The sequence below is a fragment of the Caballeronia sp. LZ035 genome (genome assembly GCF_031451175.1).
Taxonomy (GTDB): domain Bacteria; phylum Pseudomonadota; class Gammaproteobacteria; order Burkholderiales; family Burkholderiaceae; genus Caballeronia.
On the sequence record NZ_JARUXS010000004.1, the window covers coordinates 1,596,511 to 1,619,143 of the forward strand.

The following is a 22,633-nucleotide window of genomic DNA, read 5'->3' on the forward strand; positions in this document are numbered from 1 at the left end:
TCAGAAGTCCGTCGTCATCGAGAGCAGCAAGGTGCGCGGCGCGCCCTGCGTCAGATATCCGCCGATCGTCGAGGCCCAGTACGACTTGTTCGCCACGTTGAGGACGCTGGCGCGGAAGGTCGTCGGCTTGCCGAACACCACGGTCGCATAGCGCGCGCCCAGGTCGAAGCGGTTCCAGTGCGGAATCGACAGCGTGTTGGTCGTGTTCAGATACTGCGAACCCGTGTAGATCCAGCGCGCCGTCAGCGTGAGGCCTTGCAGCATCGGCACGTCGTATTCCGCGTTCACGTTGAACATGAAGGTCGGCACGCCAATTGGCTTGTTGCCGTCCGTCGTCCCGCTGCCGGTGTCGAGCTGCGTCGCGTGGATGTACGTGCCGCCCGCAATCAGGCGCACGCCCTTCACAGGCTCGCCGAACACCGACGCCTCGATGCCGCGATGACGCTGCGTGCCGTCCGCAACGAAAAAGTTGGCCGCGTTCGTGAAGGTCAGCGGCTTCTCGATCTGGAATGCCGCGACCGTCGCGCCGTACTGGCCGTTGTCGTACTTCGCGCCGACTTCCCATTGCTTCGACTTCTCAGGCGGCAGCAGTTGTCCGGTGTTGGCCGCGGTGGACGGCGCCGAATCGCCGATGGTCAGCGCCTCGCTGCGGTTCGCGAACAGCGAAACGTTCTGCCACGGCTTCACGACGAGGCCGAACAGCGGCGTCGTGACCGAATCGTTGTAGGCCTCGGTCTGCTTGCCGGTGTAGTCGAAGTTGTTCGCGTGCAGGTCCTGATGACGCACGCCGACCGTGAACAGCACGCGGTCGTTCAGGAAGCCGAGCGTATCCGACACCGACACGCTGCGCAGCAGGCTCAGCGAGACAGTTTGCGGATCGCCGAGATCGCCCGCCGAACCGACGGTCGCCGGATACGGCACGCGCGGCGTGTCGTAGATGCTCGACGGGAACGAGCCGCTGAACGTATAGGCGGACATCGAATCGACGCGCACGATCGACGCGCCCGCCGTCACGAAGTGCGATACCGGACCGGTGTTGAAACGGCCGCGCACGCCGGCTTCGGCCGAGCTGCCGTCTTCCTTGTGCGGCACGCCGAGACGCGACTGCGTGATGCCGTCCGCGTTGATGCTCGGCGACGCGTATTCGCCGTGCTCGTCCGTGTGGCGCATGCCGCCCGCGACGTAGGCGGTCCAGCCGGGCAGGAAGTCGTACTCGGCGCGCAGGATGCCAACCGTGTCCTCGATCGAGCTGTAGCCCCACGACTGGCCGTAGTTGTAGGTCGCGGCGGGCGGCGCCGGAACGTAGTTGGCGTAGTCATAGACGGTCGAACGCCCGCCGTTGATGCGCTGCCGCTGGTACAGGAAGTCGGCGTACAGACGCAGCTTGTCGCCGCGCCAGTCGAGCGAGACCGCCGTGGTGTTGTCGCGCCTGTGTTCGCCGTCGATCGCCGTTTCACCGTCGTGATTCGCCTGATTCACGCGAATGCCGAACTGGCCTTCGCTGCCGAAACGACGGCCCACGTCCACGTGCGCGCCGAACATGCCGGACGCTTCGCCATCCACCGTCACGCGCGTGAGCGGCTTGTCGTCGGCACGCTTCAGTTGCAGGTTGATGCCGCCGCCCACCGCCGAACCGTTCGGCGACGCGCCGTTCAGGAAAGCATTGGCGCCCTTGAAAAGATCGACGCGTTCGAGCGCATCGGTGGCCACGAGCTGACGCGGCGTGATGCCGTACAGGCCGTCCAGCGAGATGTCGTCGCCCTGGAGTTCGAAGCCGCGAATCACATAGGTTTCAGCGAAGTTGCCGAAGCCGAACGCTGTACGCACCGACGGATCGTTCGCCAGCACGTCGCCGATCGTGCGCGCCTGCTGGTCCTCGATCAGCTTCGAGGTGTACGTCGTCATGCTGAACGGCATGTCGAGGTTCTTCTGCTTGCCGAGCACGCCGTAATCGGCGCCGCGCGCGACCTGGCCGCCCGCGAAGGTCGGCGAGAGATCGCCGGGCAGCTGTTCCTTGCTCGCCTGCACCTTGACGGCCGGCAGCGCGCTGTCCTGCGGCGCGGCGGCTGCCGTGCCGGTGTTGCTCGTATCAGCCGATTGCGCGTGAGCCGACAGGGAGAAAACCATCGCAACGGCGGCGACGATCGCGGCGCGCTGCGCCAGCGCAGGCGTGGCCTGCGCGGTGTAAGAACGGAATGCGGACATGAATCAGGAAAGGGCGTCGATGAAGGTCGGTCTTCCGTCCCGGGGCATGCTCTGGAATCCGGGCGGCATTGTTCTGCGTCGCAAGACCGGTCACGCACGAGGCGCGACGGATGAGACTGATGTTGTGCGGCGGATTATAGAGTGAATGCGAGTCGTTATCATTTATTGATTGCACGATTTGCATTCACGCAACATCCCACTCGGCAGGAACTACCGTGTCGAGCTTTATTCGAGGGATCGGCGCTGGCTTGGCGAGTGTCGCCAGCGCTTAAAAACCGCTTCAGGAGGCGACCGAGCGTCCGCGCGCTGCCCGTTCGCTGGACGCCGCCGATTGCCGGCGTGCGGCGCGCTTGCGAATCCAGATCATCAGGCCGGTAATGCTGAGCACCGCCACCGCGATCCCCACGGCGCTGATGAGAATGCGCCCGCCGATGCCCACGATCCGCCCCGAATGCAACGGAAACTGCGCCTGCATGAAGATGTCGCCGGCCGAGCCGCGTCCAGGAATGGTCGAACCGGCCAGCGCGCCCGTCTGGGCGTTGTAGTAGAGCCAGGCGTTGCCGAGACCCATGTCGCCGTGATCGTGGCCCGGCGCGAAGAAGCCGACGCCATACGCCTTGAACATCGGCGCGTAGTAGAGCGCGCCCATCGGCTGGGTGAGGTTTTCGCGTTGCGCGTCCTGCGTGGCCTTCTGGAGGATCTGCTCGCGCGTGGCCAGCGGCTGGCCGGGCGGACCGGCGCGCACCAGGGCGGGGTTGTCGAGGAACGACGGCGAGAGCTTCGAGAACGCCGAGACGACCGGGCGCACCACCGGCTCGGCGAGGTTCATCGAGATGGAGGTCAGCGCCATCATCAGCAGCAGGCCCCAGATCCAGACGCCACCGGAACGGTGCAGGTCGAAGGTCAGCGCGTAGCCGCCGCGCTTGACGCGAAACGCAAACGACTTGCGCCACGCCTTCACGCTCGGGAACGACAGGATCAGCGCGATGCCGCTGTCGAAGAACCACAGGATCCCGACGATGCCGAGCAGCCAGGTGCCCACGTCGATCCCCCCGACGAACGGCAGATGCAGCGTGTAATGCAGCTTGTAGAGAAACGGCATCAGGTCGATGCGCGCAAGCGACACGGCGCCCCACATGCGCTGCGCCTGCACCTGGCCGGTCGCGGGATCGACGGCGATCTGGTTGTACGCGACATCGTACGGCGCGTTGGTGGCCGGATTCGTGCGCGGCATGACCATCATCTGCGCGGTGTGGCCCGGCTCGAATCCGAGCGGCATGTAGGTCACTTCCACGCGCGGGTCGGCGGCTTCGACACGGCGCGCGAGTTCGAGCGGCGGCAGCGCCGGGCCGTCCGTGCGGGCGTGGAAGAACGCGGGATTGAGCCACGCGTCGATTTCATGATCCCACGCGATGATGGCGCCTGTCAGGCCCGAGACGAACAGGAACAGCGCGGTGGCAACGCCAAGCCAGCGATGCAGGCGAACCATGACCGGCCTCATGCCTGCAGGCCCCCGGAACGACGGTCGTGTGCGACGGGTTTCATCGAAATCTTGCGACGTAAATAGGAATTGTTCGCAAGTTTATCGACGGCAAGCCTGATTCACAAGGCTTTCGTAAGGCACTGAAGAAATTTTCGTGGCGTACGCAGCGCATGAAACACGGCGCGCGCCGCCCGATGCCTCAATGACCTTCCGGAAACAGCGCTGCCTGAACCATCGCGCGGGCGGCGGCGTGCCGGTCCGCCAGGAATTCGTCGCGGTTCTTGCCCGCGATCCACGTCGGGGCGCGGCCACGGCCGCTCCAGGTGGCGCCGCTGACCGGATCGCGATATTTCACCGGAGATTCCGCAGCGGGGATCTGCACGGTGTGTTCGGACGGTTCCGAAACCGTCTTGCGCCCCATCAATTCGGCCAGCGAAATGCCGTATTCGCGCATTTTTTGCACGATTTCCCGCAATACATGCTGGGTTTCCTTTTCTTTCGCTTCGGCCAGTTGTTGGTCCAGGGCTTCTTGCTGCGCCCTCAGTTTGGCGATTTCAACGCTTTGATATGCCATGGTCTTCTTGAAGATTCGCCGCGTTCCGGCGACTGTTGTGTTGTGTTCGGCGTTCGAAATTCTACGACATTCGTGAAAGGACTTCGAACACCCCTCCGGCGTTCGTCAGGCGAGTTCGAGAAAGTTGCGCACGACGGACGATGGATCGTCGCGCCGGGATGCGATAGCCAGCCGCGCCCGCAAGCCGCGCGCCAGCAGCGGCCGATACACCACGCCCCGCACGCGCACCTGCGTGATCGACTTCGGCACGATGGAAATGCCCAGCCCCGCCGCCACCAGCGTCACGGCCGACGCCATCTGCGGCGCGGGCTGCGCCAGTTGCGGCTGGAATCCGGCGGCGGCGCATGCGGCGACGATGTCGTCGAACAGCGTGCCGCCCGCGACGCGCGGCACTTGCACGAAGGGTTCGTCGGCGAGATCGGCCAGTGCGATGCGCGTCTTCGACGCCAGCCGGTGCGCGACCGGCAGCGCCACCAGCATGGGTTCCTCGCGCCAGTCGCTTTGCAGCAGCGAATCGGCGACACGCCGCACCGGCCGGATGATGCCGACGTCCAATTGGCCCGCTTCGAGCAGGTCGAGCAGCACGCCCGAGGCCGCTTCGTGCAATGCCAGCTCAGCTTCGGGATAGCGTTCGCGGAAGCGCCGGATCAGACCCGAGACGTGTTCATTGAACGCGGCTGTGCCGGTGAAGCCGACTCGCAGATGCCCGGTTTCCCCCCGTGCGGCACGCTGCGCCGCCCGTGCCGCGCGTTGCGCGTCGTCCAGTACGCGCCGCGCTTCGTCCGCGAAGACTCTTCCGGCCTGCGTGAGTTCGGCGCCGCGCGCGCTGCGCCTGAACAGTTCCACGTCGAGTTCCTGTTCCAGCGCCTTGATCTGCTGACTGAGCGGCGGCTGGCCGATGCCAAGCTGCTCGGCCGCCTTGGTGAAATTCGACGTCTCGGCGACGGCGAGGAAATAGCGCAGGTGGCGAAGCTCCATTTTTTCGGTTCCTGATGCCGCTTCAAGCTGGAAGGTCAGTGCTAAAACATATCGTTGCCCATGTTTTCATATATTGGACATATGGCTCGACATTGGCAAGAATGAAGTCAACTTTCTTCTTCAAGCAATCAGGCGATGTCCTCCCCTTCCCTCACATCCCCGGTGGATGGCACGCGTCGCGACGCGCCCTCGAACGGCATTTTGCCCAGTTCGTCCGCGTACCGGCGCATCGCGCTCGCGCTGTTTCTCGCCGGCTTCTCCACGTTCTCGCTGCTCTATTGCGTGCAACCGCTGCTGCCCGCGTTCGCGCGCGAGTTCGGCATCGGCGCGGCGGCGAGTTCGCTGTCGCTGTCGCTTTCCACCGGCTTCCTTGCCGTGTCCATTCTTTGCGCCGGCGCGCTGTCGGAACGCGTCGGGCGGCGCGGGCTGATGTTCGCCTCGATGACCTCGGCGGCCCTGTTCAACCTGCTGGCGGCCAGTGCGTCGAGCTGGGACCTGATGCTCGTCTGGCGCGCGCTGGAAGGTTTTACGCTCGGCGGCGTGCCGGCCGTCGCGATGGCCTACCTCGCCGAGGAAATCGCGCCCGAAGGACTCGGCTTCTCGATGGGCCTTTACGTGGGCGGAACGGCGTTCGGCGGGATGATCGGACGGATCGGCATGAGCGCGCTTGAACAGTATTTCTCGTGGCGCACGGCGATGTCGACAATCGGCGTGGTCGATCTGCTCGCCGCCCTCGCCTTCGTGATGCTGCTGCCGCCCTCGCGACGCTTCGTCAAACGCACCGATCTGACGCTCCGCCATCATCTCCGGCTGTGGCAGGCGCAACTACTGCACACGCGTCTTCCGTTCGTCTTCGCGATCGGCTTCCTCGTGATGGGCGCATTCGTGACGGTCTACAACTACGCCGGGTTCCGCCTCATCGCACCGCCCTTCAATCTCGATTCGACCCAGTGCGGGCTCATCTTCGGTGCATATCTGTTCGGCATGGTTTCGTCGTCGAGCGCGGGCGCGCTGGCCGACAAACTGGGCCGCGCGCCGGTGCTCATCAGCGGCGTCGTGGTGCTCGCTGCCGGCCTGGCACTGACGCTGTCGACATCGCTCGTGGCGGTCATCGTGGGCATCGTGCTCGTGACGATTGGCTTCTTCATCACGCATTCGGTCGCAAGCGGCTGGGTCGGACGGCTGGCCGGCTCGGCCAAGGGTCACGCGGCCTCGCTCTATCTGCTCGCGTATTACGCCGGTTCGAGCGTGCTCGGGTCGATTGGCGGCGCATTCTGGCAGCACGGCGCATGGCCCGCCGTGGCAGCCTATGTCGCTGTGCTGCTCGTGCTGTGTCTGTGCGTGGCGCTGCGCGTCATTCGACAGCCCGCCGAAGCGTGACTGACGCGCATCAAGCGCACAGCGGACTGACGAGCGGCCGCGCGATGCGCAGATAGTCGACGGAAGCGAGCAACATCGAGCGGTCGAGCCGGCCTGCGTTGAACGCGATCTCGTCGAAGCGTTCGATCAGTTCCGGGTCCACGATCAACTTCACCGCAGGCGAAAACGAAAACGGCGGAATCGCGCCGATGACGCAGCCGGTCTCGCGCTGCGCTTCTTCCGGCGTGGCGAGCGTGGCCTTTCTGATGCCCGCTGCCGTCGCCACCTTCTTGAAGTCCAGTTTGCGGTCGCCGGGGAGAATGGCCAGGATCATCTGGCCGTCTGCGTCCTTGCTCTTGCAGAGCATGGCCTTGGCGCCCTGTCCGGGTTCCGTGCCGCGCAACGCCGCCACGAGATCGCAGCGCCCTTCCTCCGGATGCTCGAGCACGCGATAGCGCGCGCCCTCCCGCTCCAGCGCGTCGATCAGTTGATCGAACGGCGTAGTCACCGCGGACGTGACCATCACGCAACCGCCAGCGAGCAGAAGCGTTCCAGGTCGATGTTGCCGCCGCTGATGATCACGCCCACGCGCTTGCCCGCGAGTTGCTCGCGCATGTTCCGCGCGGCGGCGAGGCCGAGACAGCCGGTCGGTTCCACCAGCATCTTCATGCGCGTGGCGAAGAACTTCATGGCGTCGACCAGATCGGCATCGGAGGCGGTGAGAATGTCGTTCACATCGCGCTTGATGATCTCGAAGGTGAGATGCCCGAGATGCTGGGTCTGCGCGCCATCGGCGATGGTGACCGGCGTGTCGATATGGACGATCTCGCCCGTACGGAAAGAACGCTGTCCGTCGTTGCCCGCTTCGGGCTCGACGCCATGCAGCACGCATTGCGGCGCCAGCGCACGCGTGGCGAGCGCCGTGCCGGACAGCAGGCCGCCGCCGCCGAGCGGCACGAACAGGTGATCCAGCGCGCCCGTTTCCTCGAACAGTTCCCGGGCCGCCGTGCCCTGTCCCGACAGGATGTCAGGATGATCGTAAGGCGGAATCAGCGTGAGACCGTTTTCTTCCGCGAGACGGCGGCCGATTGCTTCGCGGTCTTCCTTGTAGCGGTCATAGACGACGACCTGCGCGCCATAGCCCTTGGTGGCGGCGACCTTCGCGGCGGGTGCATCGTGCGGCATGACGATGGTGGCCGGGATGTTCAGCAACTGCGCGGACAGCGCGATGCCCTGCGCATGGTTCCCTGAAGAAAACGCCACCACGCCGGCCTTGCGCTGTTCGGCCGAAAACTTCGACAACGCATTGAACGCACCGCGAAACTTGAACGCGCCCATGCGCTGGAAGTTTTCGCACTTGAAGAAGAACTCGGCGCCGGTCAGCGCGTCGAGCGTGCGGGAGGTCAGCACCGGCGTACGATGCGCGACGCCCGCAATGCGCGAGGCGGCGGCCTCGACGTCGGCATAAGTGGGGAGGCTTGGAGTCGTCATGTCGGACATGCCATGAAAAGGGTGGGCCAGAGTCACACGGCGCATGGCAGGGTCACGATTCCGTGCTCTCGCTGCGCATTTTCAACAGTATGTCTATTTTTATACAAAAAATCAATGCGTGCGACGGCTCGAAATGGCATGCTTTGCACTGGCTGACGCAACCCAACCCGACCGACCGATCCAGACACCATGACCCAAGCCAAGCTCACCGTCGAACAGCGGACCATTCTCGAACAGGTCAAGCAGATCGCCGCGGGTCTGGGCGAAACCCTGGCGCCGTTCACCGAGGTGGTCGTGCATGACCTGCGCTCGCCGAAGCACGCGGTGCTCGCCATTCATAACAATCTGTCGGGCCGCAAGGTCGGCGATCCGGCAACAGAACTCGGTCTGGCCCGCATCGCCGACGACGCCTATCCGCAGATTCTCGCGAACTACGCCAACCGTTTCGCGGACGGCCGGCAGGCCAAGAGCACGTCGATCGGGATCAAGGATTCGGACGGCCGCTATATCGCGGCGCTATGCCTGAACGTCGATGTCACGCTGTTCCGCAGCCTGTCGAACATGCTTGAGCAGTTCTCGTCGCTGAGTACGGATAGCGTGAGGGAATCGCTGGATCCGTCGAGCGCGGATTCGCTGCGCGAGAGAATCGACCGCTTCGCCGTGAGCCAGGCGACCACGCCGCAGGCGTTGCGCGCCGACCAGCGCCGCACGCTGATGCAGGCGCTGAAACAAGAGGGATTCCTGGATTTACGACGCTCGATGGAAACGGTCGCGCAACATCTCGGCGTGTCGCGCGCGACCGTTTATAACGACGCCAAGTAGGCCAGCCGGGCGCGTCAGCCCGCGTATCCGGCGCCGGCTTCTTCGAGATGGCGCGCGAGCCGTCGCGGCGCCCGGCCAAGCAACGATTCGAGATGATCGGTCACGATGGAAAGATTGCCCGCCCGGGTTTCCACATCGGCTGATACCAGGACATCGACGAACACATCCGGCACGCCGGCCGCTTTCAGGCCCGCTGCGAGCTGTTCGTCCGATACATCGACAAGCGCCAGCGCCCTGCCCGTCGCCCGCCGCGCGAGGTCGGCAATCTCTTCGCGGTTCAGCGCTTCCGGGCCCGTCAGCGTGTACGTGCTGCGCCCGGCGTCCGGCGTGGCAAGCGCGGCTGCGATGGCTTCGGCGATGTCCTCCCGCGCCACATAGGACGTTCTGCCACCGCGCGCAGCCGAATGCCACGTGCCGCTCGCAAACGCGCCGGGTAGCGCCATGTGCAGGTTCTCCTGATACCAGCCGTTGCGGAAAATCGCGTACGGCAGCCCGGTCTGTTTGATGGCCCGTTCGGTTTCGAGATGGTCCGGCGCGAAGCTCAACAGCGAACTGTCCGGATTGGGAAGCGACGTATAGGCAAGCCGTCCGGCACCTGCCGCGACCGCTGCCGCCACGGCGTTGCGATGCTGCTTCTGACGCGTATCGGCGCCGTCGAGCGCATCGGTCGAGATGACGAGCACGGTGCCGGCGCCTTTGAAGGCATCGGTCAGGCCGGCTGGATCGTCGAAGTCGGCGCGGCGGACGTCGATGCCTTGCGCGGCGAGATCGGCGAGCTTGTCCGGGCTGCGGCTGCCCGCGATGATGCGCCCAGGCCCGACGCCGCGCGCCAGCAGATGCTTGATGACCAGCCGTCCAAGTTGACCGGCTGCACCGGTCACGAAAATCGTATCGCTCATAGTCCTGCCTCATTCCGGGTGATACTCTCAATTTGAGAGCGCCTCGATGATCGGGCGTCGATCGTCTTCCGTAAAGAAGGCAGTTTTTCAGGAGATAGGCACCGAATGGGAACCACCAAGGCCATCACCAAGGCCACCCCCAGCGCAGTCAAGACGATGCTGGATGCCGCGCGGAAGGAGTTCGGCGATGTATCGAACTGTCCGGTGCGCGATGTCATCGACGTGATCGACGGACGATGGACTTCATTGCTGATGATGGCGCTGGCCGAGCAGCCGTACCGCTTCGGCGAGTTGCGGCGGCTCGTGCCGGACATCTCGCAGCGCATGCTGACGCAGACGCTGCACGAGCTTCAGCGCGACGGCTATGTCCACCGGGAAGTGTTTCCGACCAAGCCGCCCGGTGTCGAATACAGCCTGACCGAACTGGGCCGCTCGATGTACGCCGCGCTGCATGTCCTGCTTCGCTGGGCCGACGAGAATCATGCGGCGGTGAAGGCAGCGCGCGAAGTCTTCGACGGGGCAAGGCAATCCGCGTAGCGGCACGTCAGGCGCCCAAGGCGGCGCGCACGAGCGCCAGCCCGCCGAATATCCCGACGAAACCGAGCAGCAGCGTGCCGCCGACATACAACATGACGGACAGCACGTCGCCACGCTCCCAGAGCAGCGCGGTTTCGAGCGCGAAGGTGGAATACGTGGTGAAGCCGCCGATGATGCCCGTGGTCAGGAACAGGCGCACGCTCTGGTCCGCGTGGCCGCGCAGCGCGAACCAGCCGGCCACCACGCCCATGGCGAACGAGCCGAAGACGTTGATGCCGAGCGTTCCATACGGGAATGACGGGCCGAAGAGCGCGAGGGAGGCTCGCCCGGCCAGATGCCGCGCCATCGAGCCGAGGCCGCCGCCGACAAAGACCAGAACGAGGGAAAGAAGCGATTGCACGAGGAAACTCCTGTCGGACGTGCGCGCACCCTTGCAGGCAACGAAGTCGCGCAACGCAATTCAACAGGAGTCATCAGCCGGACGGCGGTTATCGGGGGTACCCCATCCCCATCGAGCGAGACTTTAGCATCTCTTCCGGCAACGTTGCAGCCTTCCCCTGCCGCGCCTGACACGCCTGACACGCCATGACATGACTCGCCGGGAACGCCTGCCCCACAAGCCACGCGGGTTCGAGCGAACGCGCTGACATGAGGTGAAATAGTTTGCGCGTGGATTTTGACCCGGCCGCTCGCCACAATGGGTTCATTCGCAATCCATCCACCAAGGCGAACCATCATGGAACTGGAACTGCTTGGAAAAATCTCGCTGTACGCGATGGGCATCGTGCTCACCGCGTCGCTGATCGAAGCGCTCGTCCTGCACTTCAAGCACAAAGGCACCGACCGCGCCTTCGACTGGCATGAAGCCTGGCTCTCTCTTGCCGATCTCGTCGGCCGCAAGCTGCTTGCGTTCGTGCCGATCTCGCTGGCCACGCCGGTCTTCAACTTTGCATGGGAGCACCGGATTCATACGGTCACGAGCAACACGGCGCTCACGATCTTCCTGCTCTTTATCGGCCAGGAGTTCTGCTACTACTGGTACCACCGCGCCTCGCACACGATCCGCTTCTTCTGGGCGAATCACGCCGTGCATCATTCGCCGAACCAGTTGACCCTGTCTTCCGCCTACCGGCTTGGCTGGCTGACCAAGCTTGCCGGCTCGGCGCTGTTCTTTACCCCGCTCGTGTGGTTTGGCGTGAAGCCCGACGTGGTGCTGGCGGTGGTGTCCATCAACCTGCTGTATCAGTTCTGGCTGCACGCCACCTGGATTCCGAAACTCGGCTGGCTCGAATACGTGCTCAACACGCCTTCGGCGCACCGTGTTCACCACGCCTCGAATGCAACCTATCTCGATGCCAATTTCGGCGGCGTGCTGATTGTCTTCGACCGGCTGTTCGGCACCTATGTGGAGGAACGCGCTGAAGAACGCTGCGTGTACGGCCTCACGACACCGACGACTTCGCACAACCCGATCGTCGTGGAACTGGAACACTGGGCGAGTCTCGTGAAGGATGTGGTGCAGGCGAAGAGCGTCTCCGATGCATTCGGCTTCGTGCTGCGTCCTCCCGGCTGGCTGCCGAACGGCGCAGGACACACGACGGAAGAACTTCAGAAGCGCGCCAGGACGCTGGAACACACGAACGCCTGAGCACGCTTGACAGACTGACCACGCGGCACCGAAACAACGTGGGCGGAACGCATGTTCCGCCCACGTTGCATTTCGGCGGGCGAAGCTTAGAACGTGACCGACTGGCTAATCACTTCCTTGCCGTTGACGAAGATGGTCGAGCTTGCGCTGCCGCTCGTGCCCGTGGCCGGCGACGTGGTGGGACCCGGCACGGTCGGCACTGAGATGATGGTGGTGCTGCTGCTGGACGATTGCTTCCGCGCGCCGCCGGCAACCTGGGACAGGCCCAAAGCGTTTCTTTCGATCTTGATCATGATTTCTATTCCTTAGTCAGATAAACACGGCCGATAAGCCGTTGACCCGAAACTCGGGATCTTCTTGCCTCCACATTCCCGATCATTCAGGAACTCGAAACATCAGGAATGTGAATTCATTGTAAGGTTGAAATCGAACGATCAACTTCGTGAAAACTCTCAAAACACCCGGTATTTCTATGTCATTTCGTTATCCCATGCAATTTACGCAGGGGTCGGAAACCGCCTATTGTTATCGCTGTGCGAGTCTGCTAAATCAGATCGGACCAGCGCATTCAAGCGCGCTTGCGTATCGTTACCGCCGCCACGCCCGATGCCGCGAACGCACACATCGCGGAGAGCAGCGCAACGGCACGCAGGCCATCGGCAATGGCGTCGGCCTGCGTGCCGCCGGCGTGCAACACGGCGTCGCGCGACCACACGAACGCAATGCCGAGCACGGCAATCGCCAGCAGACCCGCGACGCGCGCCACCGCGTTGTTGATGCCTGACGCGATACCCGCGCGCCCGCCCGGCACGGACGCCATCACGGTGGTCGTCAACGGGGCGACGGTGATCGTCATGCCGAGGCCGAGGACCACGAGCGCGGGAAGAAACCCCGCCCAATAGCTGGCCGGCACGATGCGCAGCGCCAGCATCACGAAACCAATGCCTGCAATGCACGGCCCCACGGTCAGCAGCGCCCGCGCGCCATGCCGGCCCGTCAGTCCGCCCGTGAAGCGCGACAGCAGGCCGATGATGAGCGGCATCGGCAAGAGGGCGGCCCCGGCTTGTGCCGCACTGAATCCATAAGCGCGAATCAGCGTGAACGGCAGGAAGAACAGCACGCCGCCCAGTCCGAAGTACAGCAGCAGGGTGACCACATTGGCGCCGGTGAAATCGCGGGAATGGAAGATGTCGAGGGGAATCATCGGATCGCGGCTTCTTGCCTCGATGACCAGGAACACGGCGAGCAACAGCACGCCCGCGCCGATCATGCCGAGCACGCGCGCATCGCCGAAACCGTGCGCGGGCGCTTCGGTCAGCCCGTAAGTCAGCGCGGCGAGCCCCGCGGCGGCGCTCGCTGCGCCTGGCCAGTCCAGCGTCGACGGCGCGTCGGCCTTCTGGCTGTCGGGCACCGAGAGCAACGCCAGCAGGATCGTCACGGCTGCAAGCGGCACGTTGAGAAAGAAGATGGCGCGCCAGGAAAACGCATCGACGAGCCAGCCGCCCGCCGCCGGACCCACTGACGAGGTGATCGCGCCCACGCCAGCCCACGTGCCGATCGCGCGGCCACGCTCGGCGCCGTCGAACACCGCGCCGATGATCGCGAGACTGCTCGGCACCAGCAGCGCCGCGCCGATGCCCTGCACCGCGCGCGCCGCGATGAGCCAGCCCGTGTCGGGCGCGAAGCCGCACCCCGCCGACGCCGCCGTGAACAGCGCGATGCCGGCGACGAAGACCGTGCGCCGTCCGAGCTTGTCGCCAAGCGAACCGCCGACCAGCACGAGCGCGCCGAGAAAGAGCAGGTACGCGTTCACGACCCACTGCATCGCCGCGATGCTCGCGCCGAGTTCGGTCTGGATCGAAGGCAAGGCGACGTTCACGACGGAGCCGTCGATGAACGCCATGCTCGACCCGAGAATCGTCGCGGACAAGGCGAGCCGCTTGCGCTTACAGGGCGCGTCGTTGGCGCATGGCTGCACGCGGATGATGCCTTCGTCGCAAGGACTCGCCTGTGCGGCGACTGCGTGCGGGCGTTCGCGGTTTTCAGAGGGTGCGCTGGCCAAGATGCCTTCCCGTCTGTGGACCTCGCACAAGTAGAGGCCAAAGCCGCGCGTATGTCCACGTCGGGAGCGGGGTTGGCAAGGCTAAATGATAATGGTTATTATTGACGAACCCGAGTACGCAGACGCAAGGTCGACGCAAAGGGCGATGGAACAGGAGCCCTCGCCATGCATCAGCAGATTGCCGACCTCTCATCGGACACGTCCGTTCCCTGCCAGCCGACCCTTGCGTTGTGGGAAGCCGAAATGCGCCAGGCCGTCCAGGCCGAGCGCGACGGACGCGCCGCGCTGGCGCTCGCCGGTTACGAGCGGGCATTGTCCATCGCGCACCGGTTGCTTGAAGCGCCGCCCGCTGGCCGTGTGGACGATTGCCTCGCCGCGCTGGTGGTCGCGCATCACAATCTCGCGGACCTGCATGTGGCGCAGGGCGCGCTCGATCGCGCGGCGCCCTTGCTGTGCCGCGCACACGCCGTTCTGATCGCGCTCACGCAGGCCGTCGACCGGCCCGCCTCGCTGCGTCAGGCCGCACTGCGCCACAGCCGCGAAACCTATGTCGCGCTGATTCGCCATCTCGCCCGTCACGGGCCGCATCCGCTTATTGCACGCGCCATCGCCGACGGCGACGCCGCGCTTCACCCCAGCCACACCGCGCCGCACTGATCCCCACTTCGAACCGAAAGGAGCATTCGATGCCTTACACCCTGCCTCCCCTGCCGTATGCCTTCGACGCACTCGAACCGAACATCGACGCCCGCACGATGGAGGTTCATCACACGAAGCATCACCAGACCTATGTGAACAACCTCAACGCGGCGCTGGAGAAGTCCGACCGCAAGGACGAGCCGGTCGAAAGCCTGATCGCGAATATCGACGCGTTACCGGAAGCGCTGCGCGGACCCGTGCGCAACAACGGCGGCGGCCACGCGAACCACAGCCTGTTCTGGACCGTGATGTCGCCGACGGGCGGCGGCACGCCGGACGGCGAACTGGCCCGCGCGATCGACTCGGACCTCGGCGGTTTCGATGCCTTCAAGGAAGCGTTCACGAAGGCCGCGCTGACGCGCTTCGGCAGCGGCTGGGCGTGGCTCGAAGTCGACAAGCAAGGCAAGCTCGCGGTCAGCAGCACGGCGAATCAGGACAATCCACTGATGAGCGGCATCGGATCGGGCAATCAGCCGATTCTCGGCCTCGACGTCTGGGAACACGCCTATTACCTGAAATACGAGAATCGCCGGCCGGAATACATTGCGGCTTTCTATAACGTGATCAGCTGGCCCGAGGTCGCGCGGCGCTATGCCGAGGCGCGCGGCAAATAACCGATCCATTCACCGACATTGACGCCGGGGTGAAGAGAATCAAAAGCCCCGGCGCATCAGGAAGGTCAATCCTTTCTCATGCTCGTGATTCACGCCGAGTTGCGGATTGGCCTGGAAATGCCAGTCGTCTTCATCGCTGGCGAAATCGTTGCGCGTTTTACCGGAATTGCCGAGCGAATAGGCAGGCAATGCCTGCGGATATTGCCGATCCACCGTATTCGGATCGACGAGACTGACTCCGGCGCCCGACAATGCCGCCGTGCCTGCATGTTTTGCCGAAACGCCGTAAGAGAAGCGCGCATGCACGGTTCGAACGGTGCGAACGCCGGCTGTTGAAACCACGGCCGGATAAGGAAAGAACACCATGCCTGCGGCGGCTCGCTCCAGAGGAAACAAGCGGGCCTGCTCATTGGCTGAAACTGAACTGCTGGCGATCATCACGACGCCGGCGATCCAGATATTCCGGATAACGCGTGTCATTGAATGCCCGTGAAAGGCTGAGAATGGAATCCCTCACTCGGCTTTCGATGATACGTCCATCGGCAGGATGGATACTGTCGATGATTACCCTCGTGGTAAATCGACCACTTATCGAAAATGGCAGGCTGCGCGGATGCGAATTGAAGGCGAAAGCCGGCTGCAAAGTTTCCCGCGTTATTCCGTGCCGCCATTCAGCGCGACACGCCGGAAGAAATGCCCGAGCACGCTCTGCGCGAATTCCGCCGGCACGGATTGCGGATCCGACGAATAGAAGAACTGCACACCGTCGCACAGGGCGATCAGCCCGAGCGCCATTTGCCCGGCGGGCATGCTCAACGGCGTGCCCACGCGTTCGGAAAACGCCTCGATGTAGTCCGTCGTGGTTTGCCGAAGCTCGCGCATCAGCGCGTTGAAGCTGGTGCGAAAAGCGGCGTCGCGGCTTGCGTGGAGCTTCGCCTCGACCCACAGCAGGAAGCAGGCATTGTCCTGGTAACACTCGCTGTAGTACTGGAGCACGCGCGCTTCCAGGTCCGCACGCGACGCCTCGCCGTCCTCGAAGATGCTCGAGAGGTGCGCCATGGTGGTGTCGTGATCGCGCTTGAGCACTTCCAGCAGCAACTGCGCCTTGCTGTCGAAGTTCGAGTAGAACGCGCCGCGCGTATAACCCGCCTCGGCGGCGACGTCCTCGACGCTCGCCGCGCCGAAACCCTTCCTCGTGAAAACCGCCTGCGCAGCGTCGAGCAAACGCTGGCGCGTCTGGTCACGGCTCTGTTCACGGGTCAGTCGTACGGGTTTCATGGCCCGAAGTGTAGCATCGGCCAGCTTACACATTCGGCTTTGCATTCAGATACAACTGTGTATTAGAATCCCCCGCAGCTTCTTTTCGGGATGACCGAAGCCCTTTCCGGACGGGCCTTTCGGGTAGATGGAATAAGCCATCGGCCTCAACAGGTTTCACGGACATCCCGGCTCTTTCCGGCTTTTGCTTCGCCACCAAGCGGCGCGCGTCGCTCATTGCGGCACGCGCGCACTCACATGCCCCGACGGGCGCCGAGGTTCCTGTGAAGCGCATCTCCTTGACCACGCCAGCCTTCTCGCGCGCGGCAGCCATTCCGATCATCTGCATCGCGCTCGCCGCCTGTCAGCGCCATGAAACCGTGGCGCCCGCGCCGCGTCCCGTGGTCGCGGTCGAGGCCAAAACGGATGGCGCCGCACCGCTTGCCACGCTGCCCGGTCAGGTGCAGGCACGTTATTCGACGCCGCTGTCCTTTCGCATCAACGGCAAGATTCTCGAGCGGCGCGTGCGTATCGGCGATACGGTGAAGGCCGGACAGACGGTTGCCCGACTCGATCCCGCCGATGTCGAAAAGAACAGCGCCAGCGCCCGCGCGCAACTCGACGCCGCCTCGCATCAACTCGTCTACGCGCAGCAGCAGCTCGACCGCGACCGCGCCCAGGCCGCTGAAAACCTGATCGCGCCTGCGCAGCTCGAACAGACGCAAAACACCTATGCGTCGGCGCTGGCGCAGCGCAACCAGGCGCAGCAACAGGCCGCGCTCGCCGGCGACCAGCTGCGCTATGCGACGCTCGCCGCCGATCACGCCGGCGTCATCACCGCCGAGCAGGCCGACACCGGCCAGAACGTCAACGCGGGCCAGGCCGTCTACACGCTGGCGTGGAGCGGCGACATCGACGTGATCTGCGACGTCCCCGAATCCGCGCTCGGCGCCTTCGCGGTCGGTCATGAAGCGGACGTGAAGCTCACCGCCCTGCCCACACGCACCTTCAAGGCGCGCGTGCGCGAACTCTCCCCGGCCGCCGACACGCAGAGCCACACCTGGCGCGCGAAACTCACGCTCGAAGCGCCGACGCCGGAAGTCCGCCTCGGCATGACGGCCGACATCGCCTTCACCCCGGCGCATACGGCCAGCGGCGCGTTCACGCTGCCGTCGACGGCGCTGTTCCACGACAACGGCCACCCCGCCGTATGGGTCGTAACGAAACCCGGCGACGCACTCGAATTGCGGCGCGTGGAGATCGCGCGCTTCGGCGAGCGCACCGTGACGGTGGCAAGCGGCATCCAGGCGGGCGAGCGCGTCGTGTGGCAAGGCGTGCATACCGTCTCGGCGGGCGAAAAGGTGCGCGTGGTCGCGCCCTTGCATCCCGAGGACTTCGCTTCATGAGCACGCGCGACTCCACGTCCGGCGAAGACGCCGCGCAGCGCCACGAGGAAGGCCGTTTCAATCTGTCGGCATGGGCGCTGCGGCATCGCGCGCTGGTGGTCTTTCTGATCGCGATGTCGACGATCTTCGGCATCCTCTCGTACACGCGCCTTGCTCAGTCGGAAGATCCGCCGTTCACGTTCCGCGTGATGGTCATCCGCACCTTCTGGCCGGGTGCGACCGCGCGTCAGGTGCAGGAAGAGGTGACCGACCGCATCGCGCGCAAGCTGCAGGAGACGCCGTACACGGACTTCATGCGCAGCTACTCGCGCCCGGGCGAATCGCTGCTGTTCTTCCAGATGAAGGACTCGGCGCCCGCGAAGGACGTGCCGGAGGAGTGGTATCAGATCCGCAAGAAGGTCGGCGATATCGCCGCGACGCTGCCGCCCGGCGTGCAGGGTCCGTTCTTCAACGACGAGTTCGGCGACGTCTACACCAATATCTTCGCGCTCGAGGGCGACGGCTTCTCTCCCGCGCAACTGCACGACTACGCCGATTCGCTGCGCACCGTGCTGTTGCGCGTGCCGGGTGTCGCGAAGGTGGATTATTTCGGCGATCAGGAAGAGCGGATTTACATCGAGATTCCGAATACGACGCTCACGCGCCTGTCACTCTCGCCGCAACAGATCGCGCAGGCCATCGACGGACAGAACGCCGTCGCGCCCGCCGGTGTGATGAACACACCGAACGACCGCGTGTTCGTGCGCCCGAGCGGCCAGTTCAAGAGCCTCGACGCACTCGCCGATACGCTCATCGCGGTGAATGGCCGCTCGTTCCGGCTCGGCGACATCGCGAAGATCACGCGCGGCTACGTGGATCCGCCCGCCACGCAGATGCGTTCGGCCGGTGCGCCAGTGCTGGGCATCGGCGTCACGATGCAGCCCGGCGAGGACGTCGTGCGTCTCGGCAAGTTGCTCGATGCCGAGATGACCAGGTTGCGTGCGCAACTACCCGCGGGCCTGAAGCTCACCGAAGTCTCCAGCATGCCGCATGCGGTGTCGCATTCCGTCGATGACTTCCTCGAAGCCGTCGCGGAAGCGGTCATCATCGTGCTGATCGTGAGCCTGGTGTCGCTCGGCGTGCGCACGGGCATGGTCGTCGTGATCTCGATTCCAATCGTGCTCGCCGTCACCGCGCTCTTCATGTATCTGTTCGACATCGGCTTGCACAAGGTCTCGCTGGGCACGCTGATCCTGGCGCTCGGCCTGCTCGTGGACGACGCGATCATCGCGGTCGAGATGATGGCCGTGAAGCTCGAACAGGGCTGGAACCGCACGCGCGCGGCGGCCTACGCCTACACCAGCACCGCGTTCCCGATGCTGACCGGCACGCTCGTCACGGTCGCTGGCTTCCTGCCGATCGCGCTCGCCAAGTCGAGCACCGGCGAATACACGCGTTCGATCTTCGAAGTCTCGGCCATTGCGCTGATCGCGTCGTGGCTCGCGGCGGTCGTGCTGATTCCGCTGCTCGGCTACAAGCTGCTGCCCGAGCGCAAGAAGGAAGCGCATCTGCCCGACGATCACGAGCACGACATCTACGACACGAAGTTCTATGGCCGTCTGCGCCGCTGGGTGGGCTGGTGCGTGCGGCGGCGCTTCGTGGTGCTGGCCATCACCGTGGTGCTGTTCGTCATCGCGATGGCGGGCTTCACGCTCGTGCCGCAGCAGTTCTTCCCGAGCTCGGACCGTCCCGAACTGCTGATCGACGTGCGCCTGCAGGAAGGCGCGTCGTTCGATGCGACCTTGCGCGAAGCGAAGCGCCTCGAAACCGCGCTGAAGGGCCGCGCGGAAATCGATCATGTCGTGAGCTTCGTCGGCACCGGCGCGCCGCGCTTCTACCTGCCGCTCGACCAGCAACTGCCGACGCCGAATTTCGCGCAATTCGTCGTCACCGCGAAGTCGGTGGAGGCACGCGAACAACTGGCGCGCTGGCTCGAACCGATGTTGCGCGAGCGCTTCCCGGCCGTGCGCACGCGCCTCTCGCGACTGGAGAACGGGCCGCCGGTCGGCTATCCGGTGCAGTTCCGCGTGAGCGGCGACGATATCGGCACCGTGCGGCACATCGCCGAGCAGGTCGCCGCCGACATGCGTGCCGACACGCGCACCACCAATGTCCAGTTCGACTGGGACGAGCCGTCGGAGCGCTCGGTGCGCTTCGAAGTAGATCAGCAGAAGGCGCGCGCGGCGGGCGTCACGTCGCAGGACATCGCCAGCTTTCTCGCGATGACGCAAAGCGGCACGACCGTCACGCAGTATCGCGAGCGCGACAAGCTGATCGGCGTCGATCTGCGTGCGCCGCGCGCGGAACGCGTGGACCCGGCGCGCCTCGCCACCCTTGCGATGCCGACGCCGAATGGTCCGGTGCCGCTGGGCGCGCTGGGCCGCGTCGTCGATACGCTCGAATACGGCGTGATCTGGGAACGCGACCGGCAGCCGACCCTGACCGTGCAGTCCGATGTCACGGGCAATGCGCAGGGCATCGACGTGACGAACGCCATCGACGGCAAGCTCGACGCCATTCGCCGCGCGCTGCCGGTGGGTTATCGCATCGAGGTGGGCGGACCGGTGGAAGAAAGCGGCAAGGGCCAGGCGTCGATCAACGCGCAGATTCCGGTGATGGTGATCGTCGTGCTGACCTTGCTGATGATCCAGTTGCAAAGCTTTTCGCGCGTGATGATGGTCGTACTCACCGCGCCGCTCGGACTGATCGGCGTGGTCGTCACGCTGCTCGCCTTCGGCAAGCCGTTCGGCTTCGTCGCGATGCTCGGCGTGATCGCCATGTTCGGCATCATCATGCGCAACTCGGTGATCCTCGTCGATCAGATCGAGCAGGACATTGCCTCGGGCCACAAGCGTTTCGACGCCATCATCGGCGCGACCGTCCGACGTTTCCGCCCGATCACGCTGACCGCCGCAGCCGCCGTGCTCGCGCTGATTCCGCTTCTGCGCAGCAACTTCTTCGGCCCGATGGCCACCGCGCTGATGGGCGGCATCACGAGCGCGACCGTGCTCACCCTGTTCTATCTGCCCGCGCTCTATGCCGCGTGGTTCCGCGTGAAGCTCGACGAACGCGAGGGAGCCTCGTCATGAACCGCACTCGTACGCTGATCTGCGCCGCGAGCGCCGTGCTCGCCGGCTGTGCGTTCGGCCCGGACGGCAAGCCGCCCGCGATGCCCACGCCCGCGCATTACGGCGCCCAGCCGCAGCCCGATGCGACTGTGACCGCCGAGGGCGCGTCGCAGCGCTTCGTCGCGGGCGCGCGGCCGGTGCCCGAATGGTGGAAGTCGTATCGCTCGGAGGCGCTGAACGCGCTCGTCGATGAAGGCCTGCGCAACAGCCCGAATCTCGCCGCTGCGGACAAGACGCTCGTGGCCGCGCGCGAGCAATTGCGCGCGCAGGTGGGCTCGTCGCTGTTGCCGTCCATCGATGCGGGCGGACAGACCACTCGCCAGCGCGCCCTCACCATTCCCGACTTCGGCCCGCCTACCGCGCTGTACAACCTCTTCGTCGGACAGATCCAGGCGCAGTACACCTTCGACCTGTTCGGCGCGGCGCGCTTCGCGAACGCGTCACTGGCGGCGCAGGTCGATCAGCAAGCCTTCCAGCTCGACGCCGCGCGGCGCGCGCTCGCGGCGAACATCGTGACGGGCGCGATTGGCGCGGCCTCGCTGCATGCGCAGATCGACATCACGGAACGGCTCATCGCGCTCGCGGGCGACGACGCCCATGACGCCGAGCGCCGCTACGCACTCGGTTCGGCCTCGCGCGCCGACATGCTCACGGCTCAACAGAACGCGGCCTCGCTCGCGGCGCAACTGCCGGGCTTGCGCGCGCAGTGGCTCGCGAACCGTCATGCGCTGGCCGTGCTGCTCGGCCGCACGCCCGACCGCGCCCCCGACGATCTCGATCTCGCCAGCCTCACCGTGCCGCCCGACGTGCCGGTCGTGCTGCCTTCGGAGCTGCTGCAAACGCGCCCCGACATCCAGGCCGCCGACGCCGTGTTGAAGGCCGCCGCCGCGCAAGTCGGCGTCGCGACGGCGCAGTTATTTCCGAGTCTGTCGATATCGGCGTCGATGGGTCGGGGCGGCTTTAGCTGGCCGACGGCGCTGTCCGGCGCGGGGGCGTTGTGGAGTATCGGTGCGTCGCTGTCGGCGCCGATTTTCCACGGCGGCGCGTTGTTCGCGCAGCGGCGCGCGGCCATCGCCACGTATGACGCCGCCGTCGAGCAGTACAAGCAGACGGTGCTGGCGGCCTTCCGCAACGTTGCGGATACGCTGGCGGCGCTGCAAAACGACGCCGAAGCGCTCGCCTTCGCGGACAGCGCGAGCAGCAAGGCGCGCGACGTTTCGGCCGATGCGCTCGCGCGCGTGCGGCTTGGCGCGATTCCGCCCCGCGCCGCGCGCGGCAGCGAGCAGCAGTCGCTGAATGCGCGCCTGACCGCGATCCAGGCCGGCAGCGCGCGCATGAGCGACACGGCCGCGCTGTTCCAGGCGATGGGTTCACCGCTCGCCGCCGTTCAAAACGCGACGAACACGAATGCGAACGGCCTAAAGTAAAACGA

General features: G+C 65.1%; 21 protein-coding genes and 1 riboswitch. Of the genes, 9 read left to right on the forward strand and 12 right to left on the reverse strand.

Going from position 1 to position 22,633, the window contains the following annotated elements; all coding sequences use genetic code 11:
- The 4 genes from QCE88_RS37770 to QCE88_RS37785 all read right to left on the reverse strand — a co-directional run bounded on the left by QCE88_RS37770 (window position 1) and on the right by QCE88_RS37785 (window position 5,240).
- Window positions 1-2,205 (reverse strand): TonB-dependent receptor, encoded by a 2,205-nt coding sequence (locus tag QCE88_RS37770; protein WP_409018286.1) that lies wholly within the window; start codon window positions 2,203-2,205, stop codon window positions 1-3.
- Window positions 2,206-2,485: 280 nt separating this feature from the next.
- On the reverse strand, window positions 2,486-3,706 hold the full coding sequence (locus tag QCE88_RS37775; protein ID WP_309910789.1) for a PepSY-associated TM helix domain-containing protein: 1,221 nt from the start codon (window positions 3,704-3,706) through the stop codon (window positions 2,486-2,488).
- A gap of 181 nt (window positions 3,707-3,887) precedes the next feature.
- Window positions 3,888-4,262: an H-NS histone family protein gene (locus QCE88_RS37780; RefSeq protein WP_309910790.1), complete on the reverse strand. Its 375-nt coding sequence runs from the start codon at window positions 4,260-4,262 to the stop codon at window positions 3,888-3,890.
- Window positions 4,263-4,367: 105 nt separating this feature from the next.
- Entirely contained in the window at window positions 4,368-5,240 is an 873-nt protein-coding gene (locus QCE88_RS37785) for a LysR family transcriptional regulator (RefSeq protein ID WP_309910791.1), read from the reverse strand.
- 135 nt (window positions 5,241-5,375) lie between these two features.
- On the opposite strand from QCE88_RS37785, the gene QCE88_RS37790 reads away from it, so the two are divergent.
- Window positions 5,376-6,620, forward strand: a complete 1,245-nt coding sequence (locus QCE88_RS37790) for an MFS transporter (protein WP_309910792.1) — start codon at window positions 5,376-5,378, stop codon at window positions 6,618-6,620.
- A gap of 10 nt (window positions 6,621-6,630) precedes the next feature.
- On the opposite strand, the gene QCE88_RS37795 is transcribed toward QCE88_RS37790, so the two are convergent.
- Both QCE88_RS37795 and QCE88_RS37800 read right to left on the reverse strand, forming a co-directional pair.
- Window positions 6,631-7,122, reverse strand: coding sequence for a YbaK/prolyl-tRNA synthetase associated domain-containing protein (locus QCE88_RS37795; protein WP_309911054.1), 492 nt, complete (start codon window positions 7,120-7,122; stop codon window positions 6,631-6,633).
- On the reverse strand, window positions 7,122-8,090 hold the full coding sequence (locus QCE88_RS37800; protein ID WP_309910793.1) for a threo-3-hydroxy-L-aspartate ammonia-lyase: 969 nt from the start codon (window positions 8,088-8,090) through the stop codon (window positions 7,122-7,124). Before QCE88_RS37800 ends, QCE88_RS37795 begins: the two co-directional genes overlap by 1 nt.
- 189 nt (window positions 8,091-8,279) lie before the next feature.
- Here QCE88_RS37800 and QCE88_RS37805 point away from each other — a divergent pair, with 189 nt between their 5' ends.
- Window positions 8,280-8,912 carry a PAS domain-containing protein gene (locus QCE88_RS37805; RefSeq protein ID WP_309910794.1) on the forward strand — a complete coding sequence of 211 codons (633 nt, stop codon included), beginning with the start codon at window positions 8,280-8,282 and terminating at the stop codon, window positions 8,910-8,912.
- Window positions 8,913-8,926: 14 nt separating this feature from the next.
- Here the strand turns inward: QCE88_RS37805 and QCE88_RS37810 are convergent, their stop codons facing one another.
- Window positions 8,927-9,811 (reverse strand): NAD(P)H-binding protein, encoded by an 885-nt coding sequence (locus tag QCE88_RS37810; RefSeq protein ID WP_309910796.1) that lies wholly within the window; start codon window positions 9,809-9,811, stop codon window positions 8,927-8,929.
- A gap of 105 nt (window positions 9,812-9,916) precedes the next feature.
- Between QCE88_RS37810 and QCE88_RS37815 the strand changes: the two genes are divergently transcribed.
- A complete protein-coding gene (locus tag QCE88_RS37815; protein ID WP_309910797.1) occupies window positions 9,917-10,348 on the forward strand; it encodes a helix-turn-helix domain-containing protein in 432 nt (143 codons plus the stop codon).
- A gap of 7 nt (window positions 10,349-10,355) precedes the next feature.
- On the opposite strand, the gene crcB is transcribed toward QCE88_RS37815, so the two are convergent.
- On the reverse strand, window positions 10,356-10,748 hold the full coding sequence (gene crcB, locus QCE88_RS37820; RefSeq protein ID WP_309910798.1) for a fluoride efflux transporter CrcB: 393 nt from the start codon (window positions 10,746-10,748) through the stop codon (window positions 10,356-10,358).
- A 57-nt stretch (window positions 10,749-10,805) separates the two neighbouring features.
- Window positions 10,806-10,867, reverse strand: a riboswitch (Fluoride riboswitch).
- 217 nt (window positions 10,868-11,084) lie between these two features.
- Here crcB and QCE88_RS37825 point away from each other — a divergent pair.
- Window positions 11,085-11,996, forward strand: a complete 912-nt coding sequence (locus QCE88_RS37825) for a sterol desaturase family protein (protein ID WP_309910799.1) — start codon at window positions 11,085-11,087, stop codon at window positions 11,994-11,996.
- An 86-nt stretch (window positions 11,997-12,082) separates the two neighbouring features.
- Here the strand turns inward: QCE88_RS37825 and QCE88_RS37830 are convergent, their stop codons facing one another.
- Both QCE88_RS37830 and QCE88_RS37835 read right to left on the reverse strand, forming a co-directional pair.
- Window positions 12,083-12,289, reverse strand: coding sequence for a hypothetical protein (locus QCE88_RS37830; protein ID WP_309910800.1), 207 nt, complete (start codon window positions 12,287-12,289; stop codon window positions 12,083-12,085).
- Window positions 12,290-12,564: 275 nt separating this feature from the next.
- Window positions 12,565-14,058: an MFS transporter gene (locus QCE88_RS37835; protein WP_309910802.1), complete on the reverse strand. Its 1,494-nt coding sequence runs from the start codon at window positions 14,056-14,058 to the stop codon at window positions 12,565-12,567.
- Between the two features lie 165 nt (window positions 14,059-14,223).
- On the opposite strand from QCE88_RS37835, the gene QCE88_RS37840 reads away from it, so the two are divergent.
- Both QCE88_RS37840 and QCE88_RS37845 read left to right on the forward strand, forming a co-directional pair.
- Complete coding sequence (locus QCE88_RS37840) at window positions 14,224-14,715, forward strand: hypothetical protein (RefSeq protein ID WP_309910804.1); 492 nt, start codon at window positions 14,224-14,226, stop codon at window positions 14,713-14,715.
- Window positions 14,716-14,744: 29 nt separating this feature from the next.
- Window positions 14,745-15,371, forward strand: coding sequence for a superoxide dismutase (locus tag QCE88_RS37845; protein ID WP_309910805.1), 627 nt, complete (start codon window positions 14,745-14,747; stop codon window positions 15,369-15,371).
- Window positions 15,372-15,410: 39 nt separating this feature from the next.
- Here the strand turns inward: QCE88_RS37845 and QCE88_RS37850 are convergent, their stop codons facing one another.
- Entirely contained in the window at window positions 15,411-15,851 is a 441-nt protein-coding gene (locus QCE88_RS37850) for a hypothetical protein (RefSeq protein ID WP_309910807.1), read from the reverse strand.
- 174 nt (window positions 15,852-16,025) lie between these two features.
- Window positions 16,026-16,649, reverse strand: coding sequence for a TetR/AcrR family transcriptional regulator (locus QCE88_RS37855; protein ID WP_309910809.1), 624 nt, complete (start codon window positions 16,647-16,649; stop codon window positions 16,026-16,028).
- A 263-nt stretch (window positions 16,650-16,912) separates the two neighbouring features.
- Between QCE88_RS37855 and QCE88_RS37860 the strand changes: the two genes are divergently transcribed.
- The 3 genes from QCE88_RS37860 to QCE88_RS37870 are packed head-to-tail and all read left to right on the forward strand — an operon-like array spanning window position 16,913 to window position 22,628.
- Window positions 16,913-18,034 (forward strand): efflux RND transporter periplasmic adaptor subunit, encoded by a 1,122-nt coding sequence (locus tag QCE88_RS37860; protein WP_309910811.1) that lies wholly within the window; start codon window positions 16,913-16,915, stop codon window positions 18,032-18,034.
- Window positions 18,031-21,162 carry an efflux RND transporter permease subunit gene (locus tag QCE88_RS37865; RefSeq protein WP_309910813.1) on the forward strand — a complete coding sequence of 1,044 codons (3,132 nt, stop codon included), beginning with the start codon at window positions 18,031-18,033 and terminating at the stop codon, window positions 21,160-21,162. The genes QCE88_RS37860 and QCE88_RS37865 overlap by 4 nt, the downstream gene beginning before the upstream one ends.
- Window positions 21,159-22,628, forward strand: coding sequence for an efflux transporter outer membrane subunit (locus QCE88_RS37870; RefSeq protein WP_309910815.1), 1,470 nt, complete (start codon window positions 21,159-21,161; stop codon window positions 22,626-22,628). The genes QCE88_RS37865 and QCE88_RS37870 overlap by 4 nt, the downstream gene beginning before the upstream one ends.
- Window positions 22,629-22,633: the final 5 nt, after the last annotated feature.